We start from the raw sequence: 19,637 nt of genomic DNA, 5'->3' as shown, positions 1-19,637 counted from the left end.
AAATAGCATTATGTGAGTAATGTTGTATTTGGAGATGAAAGTAATTTATTTTGATTATTCACATAAATCTCAAGTGATTTTTGTTCTTGTATATAAGAAAGTAATACATCAAACTCATCGGTAGGAAACGATATTTGACTATTTGGAATAATGCTTTTTTCTCCTGTTGTATTATCTATATAAGCAACTTTTTCATTATTGTCTTGAAAAATAAATCCTTGGCGCGAGACGATTTTTCGTTTAAAGTTTTCATCATCAATTAATACAACTGAACAATATTTGTTCCATTTCTGACCAAAATAAATCATTCTCATCAAAAAGTAATCACCTGCTAATTCACGAATTCCGAGCTCTGAATGCATAAACCACGCTCTGGAGTCATGGATTTGGTTGTCATAAAGGTCAATGACAAGTGCAACATCTGTTGTTTTGTTCTCATGGTTCAGAGCAGGAAGAATTTTGCCAGTATAGAGAGTTTGGGCATTTTCTTTTAAATACAAATACTCAGATTCAGGTTCTGAATGCATAAGCCCATAAAATTCCTCTTGCAATAGGCTATCAACAATAGTGATTATCCATTTACCTTGCAGCGAATGAAAGTCGTCAATGTCATTAAGGTTATCATCGTATCGACGCCTAAAACTTAAAGCTGCATCCCATAACTGTCCTCGCGCGTTTGTTGCATCATATAACGGTGTACCGATTAATGGCTCTCCTTTTTCATTGACTTTGGGTGGAACCCAATCAGGATTATTAGCGAATTTATCTTCCTCTAATTTTCGGTTTTTTTTGATAATGTCTAAATTATCATTACACGCTTTTTCTTCATTTGAGAGTGCAATATCTATTTTCTTAGCAAAAAGCGGATCCCAGGGGGGGATAGTGACATCACTGTGTTGAGCCGCATGTTGGAAAAAGGCTTGATGTGTAATGTTGTGTGGATTCTGACGAGAACAGGCGAAGCGCGCAATACGCCAAGCTGTCATCCATATCATTTGCTCTTCAATAACATTTTCTAGTGAAAATAGGTTACATTGCGAAGGAGAATATAAGCCTTGCGAAACGGGACTGGTTGAGTCTGTGATGGTTGTACGCCATGCGTTAAATCGGCTAACAAGATTTGACGAAATCTTGAACTCTTTAATACTACTTTCACTCATTTTTCTAAATGATTGTTTTTCCATTACATTAGGTGCTAATGATAGATTAGCTGGTAACATTGACAGTGGTGCTCCAGCTTCAAAAGCAGCAGCATACATATCATGTAAAATAATTTGTGAAAGTAATTCACCATCGGAATCCCGTGCTTTTCCTTGGTCGCCTTGTGGGTAACCCCCGCCAATATCAGAATGCATCCCCGGATAGACAACTTCTACGGCATTCGAGGGGTATGTGCCATCAGGGTAACGAATAGAATCCAATGAAAAACACTGGCGCTGTTCATGTGCTGCAACAAAATGGCAGCAGCGCTTGACTAATCCAGAACGCGGAATTTCTTGAGTTCCCCCCGCCCAGCCATTGTGACCACTAAATCCAGGAACGAGATTGGCAATACCAACTGCGGGGACAGTATCACAAATGCCCATAAATTCTATCGAAACAGGAAGTTCTAATAATGTGCCTTTTGAAGATAAGGCGGAGGTAGATAAAATTTCATCTAACCAAGTCGAAAAGGTTCGGGCTTCGGCAGCTCCACGAGAAAAGCCATAAACGAATAATTTAATGTTTAATAACTGGGGCTTAAAATAATAAACCTTATCCTTAAGTGGCGCTAATATTGATTCTATTTGTTGTAAGCGGTCTATACGTGCAGAAAATTTTCCTTGTTGAGCATCTTTATAATTTTTCACTGTTTGCTGACTTGGCATACCTGGTCTAATGGTGATTGCATCCATGACGGCACTGGTATGTGCTATCATTGCTTTGTCTGAATCCATGTTTTTTACTGCGGTTTTCATGACACCATTAGGAATAAAGCTTTGCGTTAATGTATGTTGTAGGGCATTACAAATTTGTATAAGCGCCCAATTAATTCTGGATTCCCCTCCCGTTGCATATTTAAGACCATCAGCATAATAGTCATAGGTTCCTATTTCGGGGAAAGGTGTGCCGACTCCAGGCATATAAAAAGAGTAAAATCCTTGTTCATTTGCTTGATTCGCTTCGATGCCTGTAGCTGTTGAGGCATGGTACAATTTTGCAATATTAGTGGGATGAGCGGGTGTGGCAATATTGGTATCATAAGGCTCATTATTATTGGTTCCATCAAAAAATAGACTGATATGAAGGCTTTTACAACATCGGTCCTGCTGTGACTGAGAGGCTTGTCGCTGATATAGGCGTTCTTCCGCAACAATTTTTTTGTAATTAGCTTCAATTTGTTTAGGTGTGAGTACAAGCCTTCCCTGCTCAGGAAATTCGGGGGGGGCCCAACATGGGGCTCCACACTCAGTCTTATTCCAACCAGTTATTGCGGGCATGATTGATTCTCCTGTTGATTTATGAGAGCTTTGAATGGGTGGTCGGGGTGTTCTATTCCCATGCAGGTTGCAGTAACTTTGACTTGATTGCAGGCAAAAAAATGCACTTGTAACCCGCAAGAGTCACCGTATTCAGGGACCTCAACGATGGCACTGTATTGACGATAATTGGCCTCGTGTTTTTTCATCCAATTATCAAAGTTTGGGTCGTTAAAGCGAGGTATATCTTTAGAGTATGGAGAGGGGTCAATTTCCCATTCCACTCGAACTTGCATACCCGGCTGCCATTTTTCAGGCAGCATAATGCAACAAGTAAAACCCCCAACACGACCGTAGTAGCCATTGACAGAAAATTTATTCACCGCGATCCCCTTTACATGAACATACCCTAGGAGATTAGCTCCCACATAGTTGACTTTTTCGGGCTTGGGCGGGGTCTTAATGTCGTTAGGTTTTGTGTCTGGAGAGCAGGCTGTTAATACAATAATAGAGCATACGAGTATCAATTTAGATATACTTAGCATTCATAAATACCTTTTTTAATGGAAAGCTGATGCCATTTAATTCAATATTTGTGGATGATACTTATTAATATAACTTTCGAAATCTCCGAGGTATTCACTGTTGTTTGCTTCAATAGCTAATGCATAAATGTCAGAAAAAATATCTTCAGCGTTTTTATTTTCAGTAATAGATAAATTGTCATCTATAAATAATGATGCATCACTAATACAGCCTAATCGATTTAGCTGTGTGTCATTTAGAATGATATTAGGTTGAATATCATCAATAAATTCAATTTTGTGATCACAAACCAACCAGTTGACTTCATGATTTCTATCCATCCAGCCCCAAAGCTTGGCGACTTTACTAAAATAATCTCGTTGTTCTTCATTTAATATATCTTTCATCAATTCAGGAAATATACGGGAGTCATAAAATCGAAAAAGGCATACTTGGTTACCATAGCTAGCTTCAGATAGTTTTTGTAAGTATCGTGATAATTTATTGAAATTAATATAAGATAAAAGCGCTAAAACTCGAGGGGTACAAATAAATAATTTAAAAATCTCATGAAGTAATAATTGTTGTTTGGGTTTATCCCATTCAATACGAATAAGAATAGGGGATTGGTCAATGTAATTTTCTTCTGGAAAACCCGTAAATAATGAAAACCATTGTAATTGATGGTCAATATTTTTTAATGCTGGAATTATCGAGGTTTCATAGCCAGCTAAATCTATGATGATATCAATATAATTTAATTGATAACTGAGGCTATGTTCTTTTAACTGTTTTATCCAGTAGGTAATTAAATTTTCTTTAGAATTGGCAGTCATATTATTCACGATATATTATTCCTAATGCAGATTCTTGTGCTTTTTTTAAACACTCTTCACACACAGACCGTGGTAAATCCGGCAATGGGAAATCTTGACCTTGAGGTCCATCCCACACATGTTGACCTTTAAAACTGATACGACTTGGGCTATGAATTTCAATTTGACCGTCAGGAGCGATACGAATATAGCCGCCACCACAACCTAGGGTGATCCCATTTTTAGCTGTGACTTGAATATGCCCTTGGGTAGATTGAACAGTGATATCTTTCAGTGCTATCGCATCAAGCTTATCAGCGTGTGATTCGATTTCAAAAGGCCCTTTGCCTGATATTAATCTCACGCCTTCTTTTTGCGACAACATGGATATTTTTTGACTTGCATTCAGGCTGATATGTTCGCCACTGGCAATGTGCATTTCCCCCATGCTTTGGGAATAATGAGCTTGCGCACTTTGCAGCAAAATAGATTGTTCTGTGACTAACCCAATCCCCTCTTTTCCATGTATTAAAATGGCTGGTGAAGCTAAATTTTGTGCATTCTCTTGGAATGTTTTTAAACTGTCTTGTTCAGGTTGCGCGTTATTATGTTGTTTGGTGATTTCTCCCCAATTGGCGAGTTGATTGTTAGCGCCTTTTATTAACGATGTGGCAGGTGCCATCGCCAACACATCCCCACCGGCTTTATCTTGCTTATCGGTGGTAATAAACAACCCTTTACCTGCCCGAATAGCGCCCCAGCTGTCGGTGCGCAGCTCAAAACCGTCACCGCGTTGTTCGCGCTCGGCGTTGACCAAATGCCCCAGATTTAACTGGGTTTTTCCACCATACTCGGTGCTGAGCTTAATATGCTCTTGCCCGCGCTTATCCTCCATGCGCAGTTTGTTATTCGCAGGCGTGCGGATCACATTGCGGGTGTTATTTTTATCGGTCACGTGGTCGGGGTGGCGGGAGTCATGGAGTGCATGAGCGATGTAAGGGCGGTCTGGGTCACCCTCATGGAAGGCGATAGCGACTTCAGTCCCTTGAATTAGCGGGAAATGCATCCCATACGTATCCCCCGCATAAGGTTTCGCCAACCGCACGGGCATACTTTCATAGCCCTTGGTTTTATCATCTCTGTCCGCATCGAATTTGACCCAGTAAAACCCGTGTTCATTTTGGTGGGCATAAATATCGTGGTCTTTTGCGCTGGTGACGCGTGCCATTAATGTTCCGGCAATGACAGGGCGTGGTTTTAGAGCAGGACGCCAACACAGTGATTCCGTGTAAGGCACAGCGTCGAAACGGACGGTTAGCGCTTTATCTCGGCTGGCGGTAAAGTGTAATCGCGTAATTAAAATCGGTGATTTAAAGACGGCCGGTAAGGTCGAACTGAGCGGGTTATCTTGAATGTTTAATACCAATAATGGCGTCAGGTCTGCTGCGCTGCTTTCTCCTCGTAGCAAAGTCTGACGAGCCAAAAAGCGCTCGTGATCGAGTCTTGCCCAGAAGTTAGCGGTTTCAGTTTCAGGGCGAATTTTATCACCACGGGTGAGGTGGCGGCCTTTGTAATGATACACATCGCCGTAATTGGTTTTTTCGCCATCACCGCGAGTCATGTCGGCGACAGCGGAAATCAACGTATCTTCCGCCAGTCGGTGGTTATAGTCTTTGGCAAAAACAGTGCTTTCAACTACTTGATGACGTAAAGATAATCCCCAAACACTGTCGACATGGTTATCGCTCAGCCCAGATGGGCTATTTAATGGCAGCGTTTTGTCATACACATAGCCACGTTGGCTGTCAGTAAAGTGGAGCACCTCGGTTTGGGTATCATCTTGTAAACCAAAGCGGTAAAAAATACCCACTTCACTGAGTAAGCGTTCGATAAATTGGCGGTCACTTTCGTTAATTTGGTTGATTTGTTCGCGTTTTGGGTACGCTTTTTCGAGATGAAATTCGAATTCCCAGCCTTTGAAATTATGTTCACGTAAGATTTGCTCGACCACATCCGGTATGGATTGGTTAATAAAAAAACGATGACTGCGAATTTGATGGCGCAGTAGCGCAAAAAATGGCTCGATAATTAACTGGTAACGAGCTTCATCTGCAGAGCCAGAGAGGCGACGAAAATCTGTGACCACACCAGGTACACGTTTGGTAACAGTAGGTTGAGTGGCGAGTCCCATTAAGTTATTTATCGGTGCACAAAAGGTCAGGCTAGCATTACGACGCAGTAATTGTTGAGCAGAAAGATCTTGAGCGGAACAGGTAAACGTAATCTGGTAGCGATAGGGTTCGCTAGCGGCTTCACGCCCGGTAAAATGTTCAACGTCCAGTAGGTCTGAGCAGCCTTGCACTTCAAGGCGATAGCGGTTTTGACCTTGAAGGAGGTTTTTGGCTGTATCGAGTAGGCTCATGGATTTATCTCCTCAATATCACTGAAACTCAGGGTGATCCCGTCTTCTTCGCTATACCCTAACGTCAGGCTTTGTGCTTGCTGGTGGTTGGCTTGGCGCATGAGTAATTGTTGGCTAAGTACTGGCAAAATTTGTTGGTTAAGTAGGCTGTCTATATTACGGGCGCCGGTGTCAGGTAATAAACAGGCACTCACGAGGGTGTCATACAGCGCTTCTTCGATAATCCCCTCAAGCTTGTAGTGGGTGTAGAGACGCTTAATGACGCTACCCAGTTTCATTTCAACAATTTGGCGCAGTGCCACAGGGCCTAATGGGCGATAAATTAGGGTTTGGAAGCGGGCAAGTAATGCAGGTTGGAAGTGGTCACGCAAGGTTGGGCGCAGCAGTTCTTGTAACTCGCCGTCGGTCGACTCAGGGAATTCTTCGAGTTGTTGCATGATCAAGTCACTGCCCAAGTTGGCTGTCATTAAGATCACGGTATTGCGAAAATCGATTTCGCGCCCTTCGCCGTCTCGCATAAATCCACGGTCGAAAACTTGATAAAACAGGTTAAGCACATCGCGATGGGCTTTTTCCACTTCATCAAGTAATACGACGCTATAAGGGCGCTTGCGAACAGCTTCCGTTAAAATCCCGCCTTGGCCGTAACCCACATAACCCGGAGGCGAGCCTTTTAATTGGCTGACGGTGTGGGCTTCTTGATACTCGGACATGTTGATGGTGATTAAGGATTTTTCGCCACCAAACAGGACATCAGCTAAGGCTAAGGCCGTTTCTGTTTTACCAATTCCGCTTGGACCGACTAATAAAAATACGCCTTGAGGGCCATTTTCTGAGGCGAGACCCGTACGCGCAGCACGCAGTCGCTGTCCGAGCCCTAACAATGGACTTTCTTGACCTACAACGCGTTTGCCTAGTGAGTCTTCTAACTCCAGCAGTTCGGTTTGTTCGTCTTTTAATAGGCTGGATAATGGCACACCCGTCCAGTCGGCAATCACGGTTGCCACTGTTCGCACATCCACATCCGGAGTGATCAGCGGTTCATTTTGTTGTACGAGTTCTAACTGTGATTGGATATTGCTGACATCTTGGGATTGACGGCGTTGTTCTAAGAGCTCACCGATAAGATTTTTTTCTTTCTCAAAACACTGTTCTAATTCAGTCAGCTGTATGGCGATTTGCGCATCTTGAGTGACTAATTCGCTCAGCAGGGATTGGTTGGTGGTGTTGCCAATGGCTAAGTCATCAAGGATCGCTTGCTGCTCAAGTTCTAAGGCATTACGCTTGGCTTTTAAACGCATCAGTTCTTCAGGGAGTGTATCGAGGCTCATGCGGATACGAGCGCTGGCGGTATCGAGTAAATCCACAGCTTTATCGGGGAGTTGGCGACCAGTTAAGTAACGGCGAGATAAGGTGACAGCGGCTTTGACCGCATCATCGGTAATGTGAACACCGTGATATTTTGCATAGCGAGGTTTTAATCCACGCAGCATTAAACAGGCTTTTTCATCATCAGGTTCATCGACTTTGACCACTTGGAAGCGGCGTTCTAAAGCGGCGTCACGCTCGAAATATTGCTTATATTCAGACCAAGTGGTTGCGGCAATCGTGCGTAATTCACCACGGGCAAGAGCGGGTTTGAGCAAGTTAGCAGCATCCGCGCCACCCGCTTGGTTGCCTGCGCCAATGATGGTATGAGCTTCATCAATAAACAGTAAAATCGGAGTCGGGGATTGTTGTACGGCTTCAATCACATTTTTTAGGCGCTGTTCAAATTCGCCTTTTACGCCAGCTCCCGCTTGCAGTAGCCCTAAATCTAATGTGCGTAATGATGTTGTTTGCAGGCTGACAGGAACGTTGCCTTCAACGATGCGTAGAGCTAAACCTTCTACTAAGGCGGTTTTACCCACCCCCGGTTCGCCCACGAGAATTGGGTTATTTTTACGACGGCGGGAGAGGATATCCACCATTTGGCGAATTTCATCATCACGTCCAAAGACAGGGTCAATCGCGCCTTCGCGTGCTTTTTCGGTCACATCCACCGTAAATTTATTCAGGACGGCCAGTAGAGCTTCACTCAGAGTGTCGCCAATTACATTTGAGTTTTTCGCCTTTTCTACCTCGTTAGCGTCAGATGGCGTTTCTTGGGATAAAGACTGATTATGTGCGGCGAGTTGTTGTACATCAGGTCGTTCATCGGATTGCGCGTCAAGCATCGGCCTTAAGCGCTGAAGTTGGGTCGTACTTAATGTCATTAACGGCCACAAATTATCATTCGGTACCAGTGACGGTTGCTGAGTCATGGCAGACAAGAGATGCACGCTGCGAATGTGTTCGATGTCTTCATCCAGAGACGCAATCACCCACGCTTGTTGAATGAGTTTAAGGAGAGGTTTCGATAAGGAAGGGCGGGTATGAATGGAGCGTGGTAAGCTGTCGATATCTGTCAGTAAACTCTGCCAAAGGGCTGACATATCCCACTCATAGCGACGAGCTAACACCGTGATATCGCTTTCCCCCATTTCCAATAATTTGAGCAACCAATGTTCAATGGTAATTTCCGCATGCGCCCGTGTCTGGCAAAGTGAAGCTGCCGCTTCTAATGCGCTGGCACAGTAAGGGTTTAGGCGACGTAATAGCATCACGGATGAATTGTCCATATTCTCTCTCTTGTATTGGGGGGAAAATGGTTAGAGACAGCAAGGAACGCTACCGCCCCTAACCGTTAACCGAGGTTCATTAGGTATCAAGATAAATTGTGTGTTGTGTATCATCGGCGTACGAATACGTACAAAAAAGCAGACGCCGAAACGCCTGCTTGTTCTTAATTAAGCGGTAGCACGCTCATTCCACGAGTCGGAATGAATGATGTTGCCGTCTTTGTATGTCCAAGTGATTTTTTCATAGCGCAGCTCAATCTCTTCGAGATGGTTGTGCTTCTCTTTATTAGGGTCTTTAATGTCGTGCATTTTTGGTGCGACTTTGACCACTTTGACGTTTTCGAGCTTGGTATTGAAATATTCGACTTCTTGTCCTGCATCATCAATGCGGTACCATTTGAATTCGGCTTCTTTCAAGGTTTGGCCAGTCGTTACCGCTTTGTACAAATAAGGGCTTGATGCATCAATTTCTTTCACGAAAATAAACGGGGTATGAATACGTGTACCTGTTAACTTACCGGTATTGTTATCGGTTGGGATGTACAGGTTATGGTCTTGCGCGACCACTTCAATACTGCCTTCACGGTCTTGTACATTAACAGAGCCCTTGATATCTGCACCGCCGTCATCTTTTAGCCATAAATAAACAGGAATAGCCATTGTTACTTCTCCTTTCGGGTCGAATGTGTGTCATCGTCCATCGGTGACACGGTTTGATTATCTGTCTCTTGGCAAGCATCTGCCTGAGGGATGAGTCGTATTTCAACGCGCCGATTCTTCGCTCGGCCTTCAGCGGTTTGATTATCGGCAACAGGGTTATTCTGGCCATCTCCTCGAACGGCAAAACAGGCTGGACTGATATCACTGGTCTTTATCATCCAATCTCTAACCGATTCAGCGCGTTTCAAGGATAGTGTTTGATTGAGTGCTGGGTTTCCGGTGTTATCGGTATAGCCAGAGACGACAATCAACCAACCGGGCTTCGCTTTAATATTGAGTAAGGCGTTGACTAAAACCTTGGTGGCACCTACTTTTAGCGACGATTGTCCCACATCGAATAGCGATAAGCTGTCAAGGCTGACCATTTCGGGGGCATTTTGAACAATGATAGGCGCAGGAGGTGGTGGGGGCGCCCAACCACTTAATAGTGCATGCAAGTAGGGTAATATTCTCGTTCCCTGATATAACGCTAAAGAATGAGAGGTTGGAACGCCTTCGCGTTCCCAGCGCGCTAATTGAGCAGCATCATCTTGTAGTTGTTGGTAAGCAGTCTGTTTTGGTGCAAGTGGTGTATCCGACAGTTGCGAAAAACGCGCAATATCTTCGCCAATATGACGAATGAGTTGCTGATTATGGTAGTAACTTCCGATTAATGTGCCTATTAAGAAAACACCAAAAATAATTCCGATAGCGCCGAGGGTTCTTTCTGTACGGCTTAAGCTAATATCATGGTGTAAGCGACGCAACATTACATCGGGCAAAGGTAGCAAATCCGAGGTTTGAATTGATGAATATAGAGGCAGCATAGTTTTTTCTTGAATAAATTGCTGCCATAAATTGTTTGGGTGGCTAGTGATATCAATCCACTGAATAGCCCATGCTGAAGGGATTTGTTTCGGTGCTCCAGCTTGAGGTAGTATGAATTGAGGAACTAAAACTTGGTTTAGCCAGCTTTGTAAGGTATCTAGCCATAGAGAAAATTGCAGGCTTTGTTCTGATTGTCCGATATGCGTGGGTAGCCACACAGAGTAAGGGACTGACATTGCACCTTCTTGCTCTACCTGAAATTCAGTTTGGTGGCTGAGTAACGTCATCCAAGGTGTATGTTTATCATCAACTTGCATAGCGGTATCAGCGTGATGAGGTTTAGAAAGGTATACCGTCACCCAAAATGGTAATTTAACCCCTGTTTTTTGACGGCTTTCCCCAATAGCTCGACGCCAATTGAGTAGCGTTTGTGTCAGGGTTTCTTGTTGGGTAAGTTGCTCAGGTAATACAACATAAAGTAAGGATAAGTGCCCAGATAGCGAAGGCGCATATTCCACCAATGCGGCAATTAGATTAACGAGCTCAGTGGGTGCGGATACGCGGATATACCAACCTTGATTTGTTTCTCTGTGTAATTGGGCATCCAGAAATAGCGCTTGAGATTGACCACAGACTAAAATGACAGGTCCTTGATAATTATCAGCCGGAAATGCACCTGTATAATCATGTTCAGTGGATAACACTTGGCGTCGTTGTTTATATTGCCAAAACAGCATTCCACCCGTCAGTACTAAGACGAAGACGGAAACAAAAATGGTGACACTTTGCCCTAGAGACCAAAACCCCCAAAGTAGCCACAAGAAAAGCCCCGTAGCAAAAAGTGTCAGACACGGTTTGATTGGATTTTGCATGCCTATCCTTGTGTCATCCACTGTTGTAGTAAATGTTCTAGCGAAGCACTGAGCCCCCACCACATGGCGGCGAGTATGAGAATGCCGCCTATCCAACCAAACCAGTAAAGTCTGCGACGGCTAAACCGTAATTTAGGTTTTACGACGAGAGGTAATTCTGAAGTGACCAGATAGTCCGGAAGTTGAACATTCAGTTGAGCGACGATCCGCTCACGTTCTGGCGCTTCTTTTTGACGAAACTTACCGACAAACCCGAGGGTAAGCACACGATGAAAACAGAGCAAAACGTCAGGATTAGGCGCGGTTTCATTTAAAATACCGCGTAGGCGATCCCAAAGTTTGTCTCCCGCTTCTAATGTATTGAAGTAGCGGGCTTGCAAAGGAGATTGGATCCAAGTGTTGTACCCATCATCTTGGTGCTGGCGATTCATCACGCTTTCATCAATTAGCGCACATTGGGCATATTGCATATGTTCAATGGCTGATTCGGGGTAGCCATGTTCGAGCAATTTTTGGCGTGTTTCATCAATGAGTTGGCAAACGTGACGATAAAAACTATCACCTTGAGTGATGGCAGTGCCTTGATGTAATTGACAAACCATCAACCAAGTTTGAGCGAAGATCATATCGATAGTATGGTGCGATGTTGTATTGTTCATGAGCGAAGTACCGCAAATAGCTCTAATTGAATGTCACCTAACGTGCTTGGAACATAGAAAGCACATTGCCCTGAAGAGAGCATGGCTTGACCTGCAGGTGTTTCAATATCTAGCGCAAAATATTGATTCTCTAAACGAAGTGGAACCGCGGTTGGTACATGGTTGAGTGGTTTTAAGGGGATACCATTGAGTGCCACATTGACCACATCGGCAACATCATCACGACTACCTGCTTTGCACAGTAAAGGAAACTGAGCAATAAGCAGATGAGCAGGTAAAGATGAGCGAACGGATAAATAGAAATCCGCCTCTTCACGTAAGCGGCCATCATGAAGCTGCCCTTTCCAGAAAGGACCTTCTTTTACTAATTCAATACTGATAACACGCGAAGGTAAGCTGGCTTCAAGTAGCGTATTTAATAAAGAAAAAAGCGGTGGAAAAACCTGCTCAGGTTGCTCATGTTTGTATAGTGGAATATCTTCCAATTTATGTTCTAAAGAGAATGTTAATAAGCTCCCTGCTAAACGAGCAAGTTCTCGATAGAGTAATTCAGGATGACGATGTAATGCAGACCCGAGTTCATTGAGTACGGGTTCAGCGCTGTTTAGTGAATTCAATAGCCAAAATAATGAGACATCAGCAACGACAAAGTCGGCCATTTTTTCATTACTTTCGCGACGTAGAGCCATTAAACGGCGGCGTTTAGCCACTAATCTATGCATAAACTCAGAGAGTAATGAACGTAATTCAAGGCTACCCTGACAAGCAAGCAAGGGGGGAATAAAACGGTTGTCGAATTCCCACATCCCTTGAGCGTTGCGGATAAGCCGTGCAACCGGACAGGTCATATAGGCTTCATTCTCATCATGTGCAAAACGTAGCGTTGCCACATGACGCAATACGGCAATATCCGTTTCCTCATGTCCGAGCAGATCTTGAACTTTAACCCACTCTTGACTAAATCGACGAGGGCGATCAGTGCCCGCTTCAGAGGCTAAGTTGCCACCATTTGCTAGCATTAAAGGTAATGCTAAAACGATGTCTAATGACTGGCGGTCTGCGTAGTCAGCAAGGGATAACACCGGAGGAAGCGCATCAGCCAGAGTAGTGTCAATAAGTGTACCATCATGGAAACGCACAACCATTTTTTGTGCGCTAACGCGAGATAAGGTTAAAGCACTGGCATCAAATTCCGCGCTAATCACCCCCCACGTTGAGGCAATACCCATTTGAGCAACGACTTCAGCGACATGGTTGTCCCAGCGGGCTTGTTGTTGAAATTGCTGAGGGGCCAAAAAGGCCCCGTCTGTCCATAGGGGACGGTAGATTTTCATCCTGAATGACCTTTATGAACCGTTAGGCTTTGGCTTTAGGCATTTGTGAAACTAACGATAAATCAACATCCATACCTTCGACTTGGAAGTGTGGGACGGCATACAGTTTCACGCGGAAGAAGCCAGGGTTATCTTCAATATCTTCGACAACCACTTTTGCATCGCGTAAAGGATGAGAGGCTTGTAAATCATCCCCCGGATCGGTCATTTCAGTCACTAAACCACGCACCCAGTTGTTGAGTTCTAATTCAAGAAGGCGTCTATCTTTGGTGGTACCAATGTTTTCACGTTGGATCAGTTTCAAGTAATGTGCGATACGAGATAATAGGAAAATATAGGGCAAGCGGGCGTTGATTCGACTGTTTGCTGTCGCATCGGCGGTGTCATACAGTGCTGGCTTCTGGGCTGAGTTGGCAGAAAAGAAACAGGAATAATCACGATTTTTGTAGTAAGACAGCGGGATAAAACCAAGATTCGCAAACTCAAACTCGCGGGTTTCTGGGATCATCACCTCAGATGGGATTTTGACCTGACTACCTGTTCCTAAATCAAATAAATGAATAGGTAAATCTTTCACTGCGCCACCTGCTTGCGGGCCACGAATTTGCACACACCAGCCATTATTGATAAAGCTTTTTACCATATTAGCAGCAAAGGCAAATGTGGCATTCGTCCACAAATATTTCTCGTGATCTGGCCCTTTTACTTCTTCGACGTAATTGAAGCTACGAACAGGTACAGTATCTGGACCATAAGGTAGGCGACCCAATACACGCGGCATGGTTAAACCAATATAACGGGCATCATCCGAGTCACGGAAGGCTTTCCATTTGATGTATTCTGCACGGTCAAAGTAGTTACCAATATCTTTGATTGCAGCCACTTCTTCCATGGTTTCTTTACCAAAGAATTTTGGTCCAACAGAGCCAATAAATGGCATATGGGCAGATGCGGAGACTTTAGAGATACTACGTAATAAGGCGATATCTTGAGGGCTGCGATCGAATTCATAGTTAGAAATCATCGCTGCAATAGGCTCACCACCTGGAGTGTCATATTCTGCAATGTAGGTATGGTGGTAAAGGCCACTTTGGATAATTTCTGGGCTATCTTCGAAATCTTGGCGTAGGTCATCTTTGGCGATATCCAGTAGCTCAATTTTGACGTTTTGACGAAAATCAGTGCGATCAACGAGGAATTTTAAACCACGCCAAGTAGATTCAACTTTTTGGAAGTCTTGATGGTGCATCACTTCGTCAAGTTGTTGACTAATTTGATTATCAAGTTCAGCAATATGATGATCAAGTAAGTTGCGGTCTAAACGTTCCACTTTTTGACCGGATGATTTTAAACGGTCTAAAAAGACTTGAACAGCAACCGTGACACGTTCATCCGCAGTTGCATCCGCTAGTGCAGTATTATCTTGGAATTCATTAATATCACTAATTGTAGCAACAGGGGTTAAATTAATTTTTTCAAATAAAGAAGCATAAACACCGTGATTAGACGTATCATCAAGTACAGTTGTTGCACCTTGGGTTGATTCAGTTTTTACAGACATCAGCATAATCCTTTAGTAATCCAAATTAATCTTTCTTCGGTGCAAGTTGGGCTAGCTCTTCGCGCAGTTCATCACTGAGTGTTGGATCCTTAAGGATATTTTCCAATTCACGGCGAAACGTGGCGTTATCGAGGAGATTAGATTTTAGGTCGCGTAGCAGATTACGCATGGCTAACATTGCGCGCAGTTGTGGGATTTGACGAGCCACTTGCTCGGGTTCAAAGTCCGCCATGTTTTTAAACGTTAATGCGACACTTTCTTCACTTCCATCCCCTGCTAAGGTGTTTTTAACCGTTAGATTGACTGACGGTGAGAATTCATTGAGGACGCTGTCAAAGTTATTTTTATTGATATTGACTTTTTCACGTTCAGATAGCGCACGATCATCTTGCCCATGACTATAATCACCAACCGCTAACAGCTTCAGGGGTAACTCGACTTTTTTCTGAGTCCCCCCCGTGTGCAGATCTAATTTAATATTAACCCGCGCTTTAGGGACTTCATTTTGAAAGCTATCTGACATGAGTGAATTTCCTTGAATTTTAACAGGTATATTTCTTGTATATTGTTAAATAGTTACAATTGAATTTGATATATTTAACTTATGTGATTATTTTATTTATATCTTCACCAAGTAAATAAATCAACTTTTCTTATCAATAAATGTGAATGCAAATTAATGTATTTTTTTGAGTTATCTTAGTTTTGTAATTTTAAAAACCAATAATATCAATATGTAATGGGTTTTTTTTCTTATAATTGTGATTGTTCTGTGTCAATCAAACCTTTTTGTAACACTTTATTTCAAGTTGTTACAGAGTAATTCATAAGAATATTTACTCGTTTGTTGTGTGGGAACCCTGATTTTGAATAGAAAATTACTTTATGAAAAGGAATTGATGAGCCTTATGAAAAATCATCACTTTTAATGGCCTTTGATAGAAATGCGTGACATCGAGCATTATTACGACCGCAGTAAAAAAGGGATATTGCAAAACAGCCACGGCCATTTGATGACAAACGCAAAAATTGGGTTGTCATCAATCTAAAACGTTATTTTGATGTGAGGATGAAAAGGTAAATACATCAAGCTTGCGTAAAGCTTTAAAAGAAGAATATGTTGCTGAAGTTTCAAGGCTGATTAATAAGGAGAATGGTGAGATCTCTGCGAAGGGCTCCAAATGATATTTTTTTCTCTTTTCCTGCAAATGGGTATTTCATTCACTAGTATTTTGAACCGTTAATAATGACTTGCAGGTATAACTCGTCTCAATCAGCCATCTTATAGGCTTTTTCTCTAGGCTTAGCTGTATCTACTTGACGTGCATTAAGTGGCATTGAGGGCCTGATTTTTTATTGAACAGGACGAGCCCCTATTTATTAAGCCTCCAATTATAAGTTGATTTAGGTTTTATTGGGTAGAAGCCGGTTGACGTTATAATCTTAAATAAAGAGATTTAATTGATTAGAAAGGATTTTTATTGAGTTAGGTAGACTTCGGGAGAGTTAGGCATGGTGTCCCCTGCAGGAATCGAACCTGCAACTAGCCCTTAGGAGGGGCTCGTTATATCCATTTAACTAAGGGGACTTTTGGCGTCATAATTACGACAGCGAAGGCATTTTACTGTTCAGACCTAATTGAATCAAGTTGTTACGGGCAAATAATCGAATTTATCTACCATAAATATTTTTTTGACTGTTTTTTATTCGAAAATAGGGGGTTATCATTTTTAAAGTTGAGTGAGGGAACATTTCTGTTTTGTACTAATTGTTCAATTTTCTTATAATAAGAATATGATTAATTGGCTTATAATTAGCCTTTATGATAATCAAATAACTCAAAAGGATTAACATAATTCTTTTTTTAGCCTTACTATAAGCAAAACAGTTATTACAGTGGAAAGTACCGTAGTAGGACGGTGCAGGGAATGGAGAAATGTTATGAAGTTTCGCATGACGGGTGTTTTTCTGGCAGGGGTGCTGATTGCAGGTTGTGCAAGTAGCATTGATCCAGAAACACATGAGCGTTCAGACCCTTTAGAAGGGTTCAACCGAGCAATGTTTAATTTCAACTATAACGTCCTTGACCCTTATGTCTTGAGGCCTGTAGCGGTTGCTTGGAATGATTATGTCCCGATGCCAGCTCGTAATGGATTAACCAATTTTTTCGTTAACCTTGAAGAACCTGCAAGTATGTTAAATAGCTTCCTACGTGGTGAAGTGACTCAAGGTTTCAAACATTTTAACCGCTTTTTCCTTAATACCGTCTTTGGTATGGGTGGCTTGATTGATGTGGCATCAATGGCCAATCCTCAGCTAGTTAAGGAAGAACCCAAACGCTTTGGTAATACCTTGGGTTATTACGACGTGGGCTATGGTCCCTATGTGGTGCTACCGGGATATGGCAGTGCAACACCAAGGGAACAAGGTGGTGATTTAGTTGATGATTTATATCCAATGCTAAGTTATCTCACATTCTGGATGTCAGCAGGTAAGTGGGCACTGGAAGGAATTGAAACCCGAGCAAGGTTATTAGATTCAGATGGATTGCTGAAAAACTCTTCAGACCCGTACTTAATGATGCGAGAAGCCTATTTCCAACGTAATGATTTCTTATCAAGTGGTGGCGCGTTAAAAGCAACAGAAAATCCAAATGCGGCAGCGATTGAAGACCAACTTGATTCGATAGATTAGTAAATTGAATTGTTTTGGAAGGTTTATCACTCTCTTGTATACGAATGATACTAGAGAGTGATAAATAAAAAGCTAATCATTGTCTCTTTTTCCTCGTTGAGAGATAGTGTCAATCAGGGCGATTACCCCTAATACACCAATAAAACCGACAGTAAATAGTGTTCCCATAAAACCTCCTAAGTTTTTGTCATTGTTGCCTCTTTTACATGCCTTCACGGCCGTAGCCAATAATAGAATATAGCGTGATTAATACAGTTTGATGAAAAGCCATACATATTAGTGGATATCATCAGTATAAATTATGCTATTGGGTTGTACTTGCAAATAAGAACATTCAGAGAATGAATTATAATTTAATGAAATATAAAGCGAATTATCTCAAAAGTGAGGTTGTATCTATTTTATAAAGAAATGAAAAAGTGAATTATATGCTTAACATTTAATTTACATATGATGTGGGTTAGGGTCAAGAAAATTTATGTTAAGTTTTGAAAATTAGTGGGATGAGATAGTTGAACATAGTATCAGGGAGGGAACTCCCTGATACTGAAAATTCAATTAATTAGAATGTATAGTTGAAGTTCACACCATATAACCAAGCAGAACCTTCAGATTTGAAATGATATGCAGGAAGAACACTTTCCGGAATATCTTCACTTAGCCGTTCCTTGATATCAACTTTCTTACCGTGCATGTAGGAGATACCGACATCAACAGAAGCATTTTCATTGAATGCATAAGTGGTACCAGCACTTAACCAGTAACGATCTTGGTCAGGTATAGAAATTGAACGGTAATCAGAGCGTACAGGTGTTTGGTCGTAGGCAATACCTGTACGGAATGTCCAGTTTTCATCATAGAAATAAGTGGTACCCAGTGCTAAACGCCATGCATCTTTAAAGTGCTCAGGTTTATGGAATAACGGCTCACCATCACTTTTTCTGTAGGCGGTTAATTCTTTAAATTCACTCCAGCCAGTATAGGCAACGCTGTAGTGTAGAGCCCACTTAGGCGCTACTTTATGGTAGCCAGAGAATTCCCAGATATCAGGTAAATTAAGGTCTAACTTACCTTTGATTTTTTCACCACCAGTACCATTTAATTGAGTTATTGTTTTTGGTATGTCATTGGAATATTTACCATCTTCAAACTTAACTTTAACTTTTGAACGGTAACTTAGGCTTAAACGATTATCATCATTGATTTCATATAAAATACCTGCATTCCAACCATAACCCCAGTCATCGCCTGTTAGCTTGGCCATGGTAGTGCTGGCAGGAAATGCAGGAAGGTTCATTTCTGGAACCATAGGTGCTAGAGCGCCAAGATCACCAGCATGACGGGTAATTTCAGCATCGGCATACACGGCATTCACGCCCAAGCCAAAACTGAAATTATTATTTACACGATATGCACCACTTAAGTTTAGATTAACTGTTTTTAGGTCTGTCTTACCGCCGATAGGGCCTGCCGCATAATTTTTATTAAAATCAGTGGCTAAACCAAAGTTGGTGGTCATTGATGTACCGACTGCCCATTTGTCATTAATTGGGAATATAAAGTGTGCATTGGGTACAACTGCACTTGGCGCAATGTCATTTGCGGTGGTATTGCTACCGAGAAGTGAACCGCCTTTGCCTTTAATATCAACACTTGGGTCAATATAAACGGCACCAATAGAAAGAGAAGGGCGATCAAACAACATCATGGCAGCAGGGTTTCGGCTTCCCTCACTTGCGTTGTCGCCCATCGCACCAGCTCCCGAAAACGCGCGTCCCAGTGCGGATGTAGAATATTCATTAAGCAAAAAACCAGCCGCGCCTGCGTTGGATGATACAATTGCCACTGCTATTGCTAAAGCTGATCTAGAGAACAGGTTTTTCTGGCTCATGACCAAAACCCTCTTATGTTTTATTTTGAATAAAGCGACTTCTATCGCAAGAAGCGCAGAATTGTAGGGTCCCTTGCCGTTATGACAAATCAGACCAGTTACTAGAGTATAGGTCTGACCACCTGATATGTTGCAAGCTTGTTTTGCTATTATTGTGATATTGTTTTCAAAAATGCGACATATTTAACAAAATTGCAACATAAGCGGATAAATTGGGA

The 19,637-nt window shown here is 42.4% G+C and carries 13 protein-coding genes, 1 tRNA gene and 1 pseudogene; 1 reads left to right on the top strand and 14 read right to left on the bottom strand.

The annotated features are described in order from the left end of the window. Window positions 1-8: 8 nt before the first annotated feature. The 13 genes and pseudogenes from PSF09_RS09425 to PSF09_RS09370 all read right to left on the bottom strand — a co-directional run bounded on the left by PSF09_RS09425 (window position 9) and on the right by PSF09_RS09370 (window position 16,422). A complete protein-coding gene (locus tag PSF09_RS09425) occupies window positions 9-2,480 on the bottom strand; it encodes a T6SS phospholipase effector Tle1-like catalytic domain-containing protein (RefSeq protein WP_272683811.1) in 2,472 nt (823 codons plus the stop codon). Next, the gene (locus PSF09_RS09420; RefSeq protein WP_272683810.1) at window positions 2,468-2,842 is read right to left on the bottom strand and encodes a DUF3304 domain-containing protein; all 375 of its coding nucleotides are present in this window, start codon (window positions 2,840-2,842) and stop codon (window positions 2,468-2,470) included. The genes PSF09_RS09425 and PSF09_RS09420 overlap by 13 nt, the downstream gene beginning before the upstream one ends. 198 nt (window positions 2,843-3,040) lie before the next feature. Then, on the bottom strand, window positions 3,041-3,820 hold the full coding sequence (locus tag PSF09_RS09415; RefSeq protein WP_235048209.1) for a DUF4123 domain-containing protein: 780 nt from the start codon (window positions 3,818-3,820) through the stop codon (window positions 3,041-3,043). 1 nt (window position 3,821) lies between these two features. Continuing rightward, window positions 3,822-6,221 (bottom strand): type VI secretion system Vgr family protein, encoded by a 2,400-nt coding sequence (locus tag PSF09_RS09410; RefSeq protein ID WP_272683809.1) that lies wholly within the window; start codon window positions 6,219-6,221, stop codon window positions 3,822-3,824. After that, entirely contained in the window at window positions 6,218-8,881 is a 2,664-nt protein-coding gene (gene tssH / locus PSF09_RS09405; protein WP_272683808.1) for a type VI secretion system ATPase TssH, read from the bottom strand. The genes PSF09_RS09410 and tssH overlap by 4 nt, the downstream gene beginning before the upstream one ends. Window positions 8,882-9,049: 168 nt before the next feature. Beyond that, window positions 9,050-9,541: an Hcp family type VI secretion system effector gene (locus tag PSF09_RS09400; protein ID WP_004912469.1), complete on the bottom strand. Its 492-nt coding sequence runs from the start codon at window positions 9,539-9,541 to the stop codon at window positions 9,050-9,052. Between the two features lie 2 nt (window positions 9,542-9,543). Then, entirely contained in the window at window positions 9,544-11,280 is a 1,737-nt protein-coding gene (locus tag PSF09_RS09395) for an OmpA family protein (protein WP_272664599.1), read from the bottom strand. 2 nt (window positions 11,281-11,282) lie between these two features. Further along, a complete protein-coding gene (tssL, locus tag PSF09_RS09390; protein WP_272664600.1) occupies window positions 11,283-11,939 on the bottom strand; it encodes a type VI secretion system protein TssL, short form in 657 nt (218 codons plus the stop codon). Then, window positions 11,936-13,273 carry a type VI secretion system baseplate subunit TssK gene (gene tssK, locus PSF09_RS09385; protein WP_210836358.1) on the bottom strand — a complete coding sequence of 446 codons (1,338 nt, stop codon included), beginning with the start codon at window positions 13,271-13,273 and terminating at the stop codon, window positions 11,936-11,938. The genes tssL and tssK overlap by 4 nt, the downstream gene beginning before the upstream one ends. 22 nt (window positions 13,274-13,295) lie before the next feature. After that, window positions 13,296-14,840 carry a type VI secretion system contractile sheath large subunit gene (gene tssC / locus PSF09_RS09380; protein WP_210836360.1) on the bottom strand — a complete coding sequence of 515 codons (1,545 nt, stop codon included), beginning with the start codon at window positions 14,838-14,840 and terminating at the stop codon, window positions 13,296-13,298. A 19-nt stretch (window positions 14,841-14,859) separates the two neighbouring features. Further along, a complete protein-coding gene (gene tssB / locus PSF09_RS09375; RefSeq protein WP_210836361.1) occupies window positions 14,860-15,357 on the bottom strand; it encodes a type VI secretion system contractile sheath small subunit in 498 nt (165 codons plus the stop codon). A 749-nt stretch (window positions 15,358-16,106) separates the two neighbouring features. Further along, window positions 16,107-16,172 (bottom strand): annotated as a pseudogene (locus PSF09_RS20445) (Arm DNA-binding domain-containing protein); the annotation flags it as partial. Window positions 16,173-16,347: 175 nt separating this feature from the next. Continuing rightward, a tRNA-Arg gene (locus PSF09_RS09370) sits at window positions 16,348-16,422 on the bottom strand. 353 nt (window positions 16,423-16,775) lie between these two features. Here PSF09_RS09370 and mlaA point away from each other — a divergent pair. Then, window positions 16,776-17,528: a phospholipid-binding lipoprotein MlaA gene (mlaA, locus tag PSF09_RS09365; RefSeq protein WP_004912414.1), complete on the top strand. Its 753-nt coding sequence runs from the start codon at window positions 16,776-16,778 to the stop codon at window positions 17,526-17,528. Window positions 17,529-18,090: 562 nt separating this feature from the next. Here the strand turns inward: mlaA and fadL are convergent. Beyond that, on the bottom strand, window positions 18,091-19,419 hold the full coding sequence (fadL, locus tag PSF09_RS09360; protein ID WP_272683807.1) for a long-chain fatty acid transporter FadL: 1,329 nt from the start codon (window positions 19,417-19,419) through the stop codon (window positions 18,091-18,093). Window positions 19,420-19,637 lie beyond the last annotated feature (218 nt).

Origin of the sequence: Providencia sp. PROV141 (assembly GCF_028481645.1) — a bacterium.
GTDB classification, from domain to species: domain Bacteria; phylum Pseudomonadota; class Gammaproteobacteria; order Enterobacterales; family Enterobacteriaceae; genus Providencia; species Providencia rettgeri.
This window is presented reverse-complemented; position numbering and strand designations above follow the sequence as displayed.

What these genes read in the sequence shown, in the direction of transcription:
- PSF09_RS09425 (WP_272683811.1), bottom strand. Translation starts at nt 2,480, where the DNA reads ATGCCCGCAATAACTGGTTGGAATAAGACTGAGTGTGGAGCCCCATGT.
- PSF09_RS09415 (WP_235048209.1), bottom strand. Translation starts at nt 3,820, where the DNA reads ATGACTGCCAATTCTAAAGAAAATTTAATTACCTACTGGATAAAACAG.
- PSF09_RS09410 (WP_272683809.1), bottom strand. Translation starts at nt 6,221, where the DNA reads ATGAGCCTACTCGATACAGCCAAAAACCTCCTTCAAGGTCAAAACCGC.
- tssH (WP_272683808.1), bottom strand. Translation starts at nt 8,881, where the DNA reads ATGGACAATTCATCCGTGATGCTATTACGTCGCCTAAACCCTTACTGT.
- PSF09_RS09400 (WP_004912469.1), bottom strand. Translation starts at nt 9,541, where the DNA reads ATGGCTATTCCTGTTTATTTATGGCTAAAAGATGACGGCGGTGCAGAT.
- PSF09_RS09395 (WP_272664599.1), bottom strand. Translation starts at nt 11,280, where the DNA reads ATGCAAAATCCAATCAAACCGTGTCTGACACTTTTTGCTACGGGGCTT.
- tssL (WP_272664600.1), bottom strand. Translation starts at nt 11,939, where the DNA reads ATGAACAATACAACATCGCACCATACTATCGATATGATCTTCGCTCAA.
- tssK (WP_210836358.1), bottom strand. Translation starts at nt 13,273, where the DNA reads ATGAAAATCTACCGTCCCCTATGGACAGACGGGGCCTTTTTGGCCCCT.
- tssC (WP_210836360.1), bottom strand. Translation starts at nt 14,840, where the DNA reads ATGCTGATGTCTGTAAAAACTGAATCAACCCAAGGTGCAACAACTGTA.
- tssB (WP_210836361.1), bottom strand. Translation starts at nt 15,357, where the DNA reads ATGTCAGATAGCTTTCAAAATGAAGTCCCTAAAGCGCGGGTTAATATT.
- mlaA (WP_004912414.1), top strand. Translation starts at nt 16,776, where the DNA reads ATGAAGTTTCGCATGACGGGTGTTTTTCTGGCAGGGGTGCTGATTGCA.
- fadL (WP_272683807.1), bottom strand. Translation starts at nt 19,419, where the DNA reads ATGAGCCAGAAAAACCTGTTCTCTAGATCAGCTTTAGCAATAGCAGTG.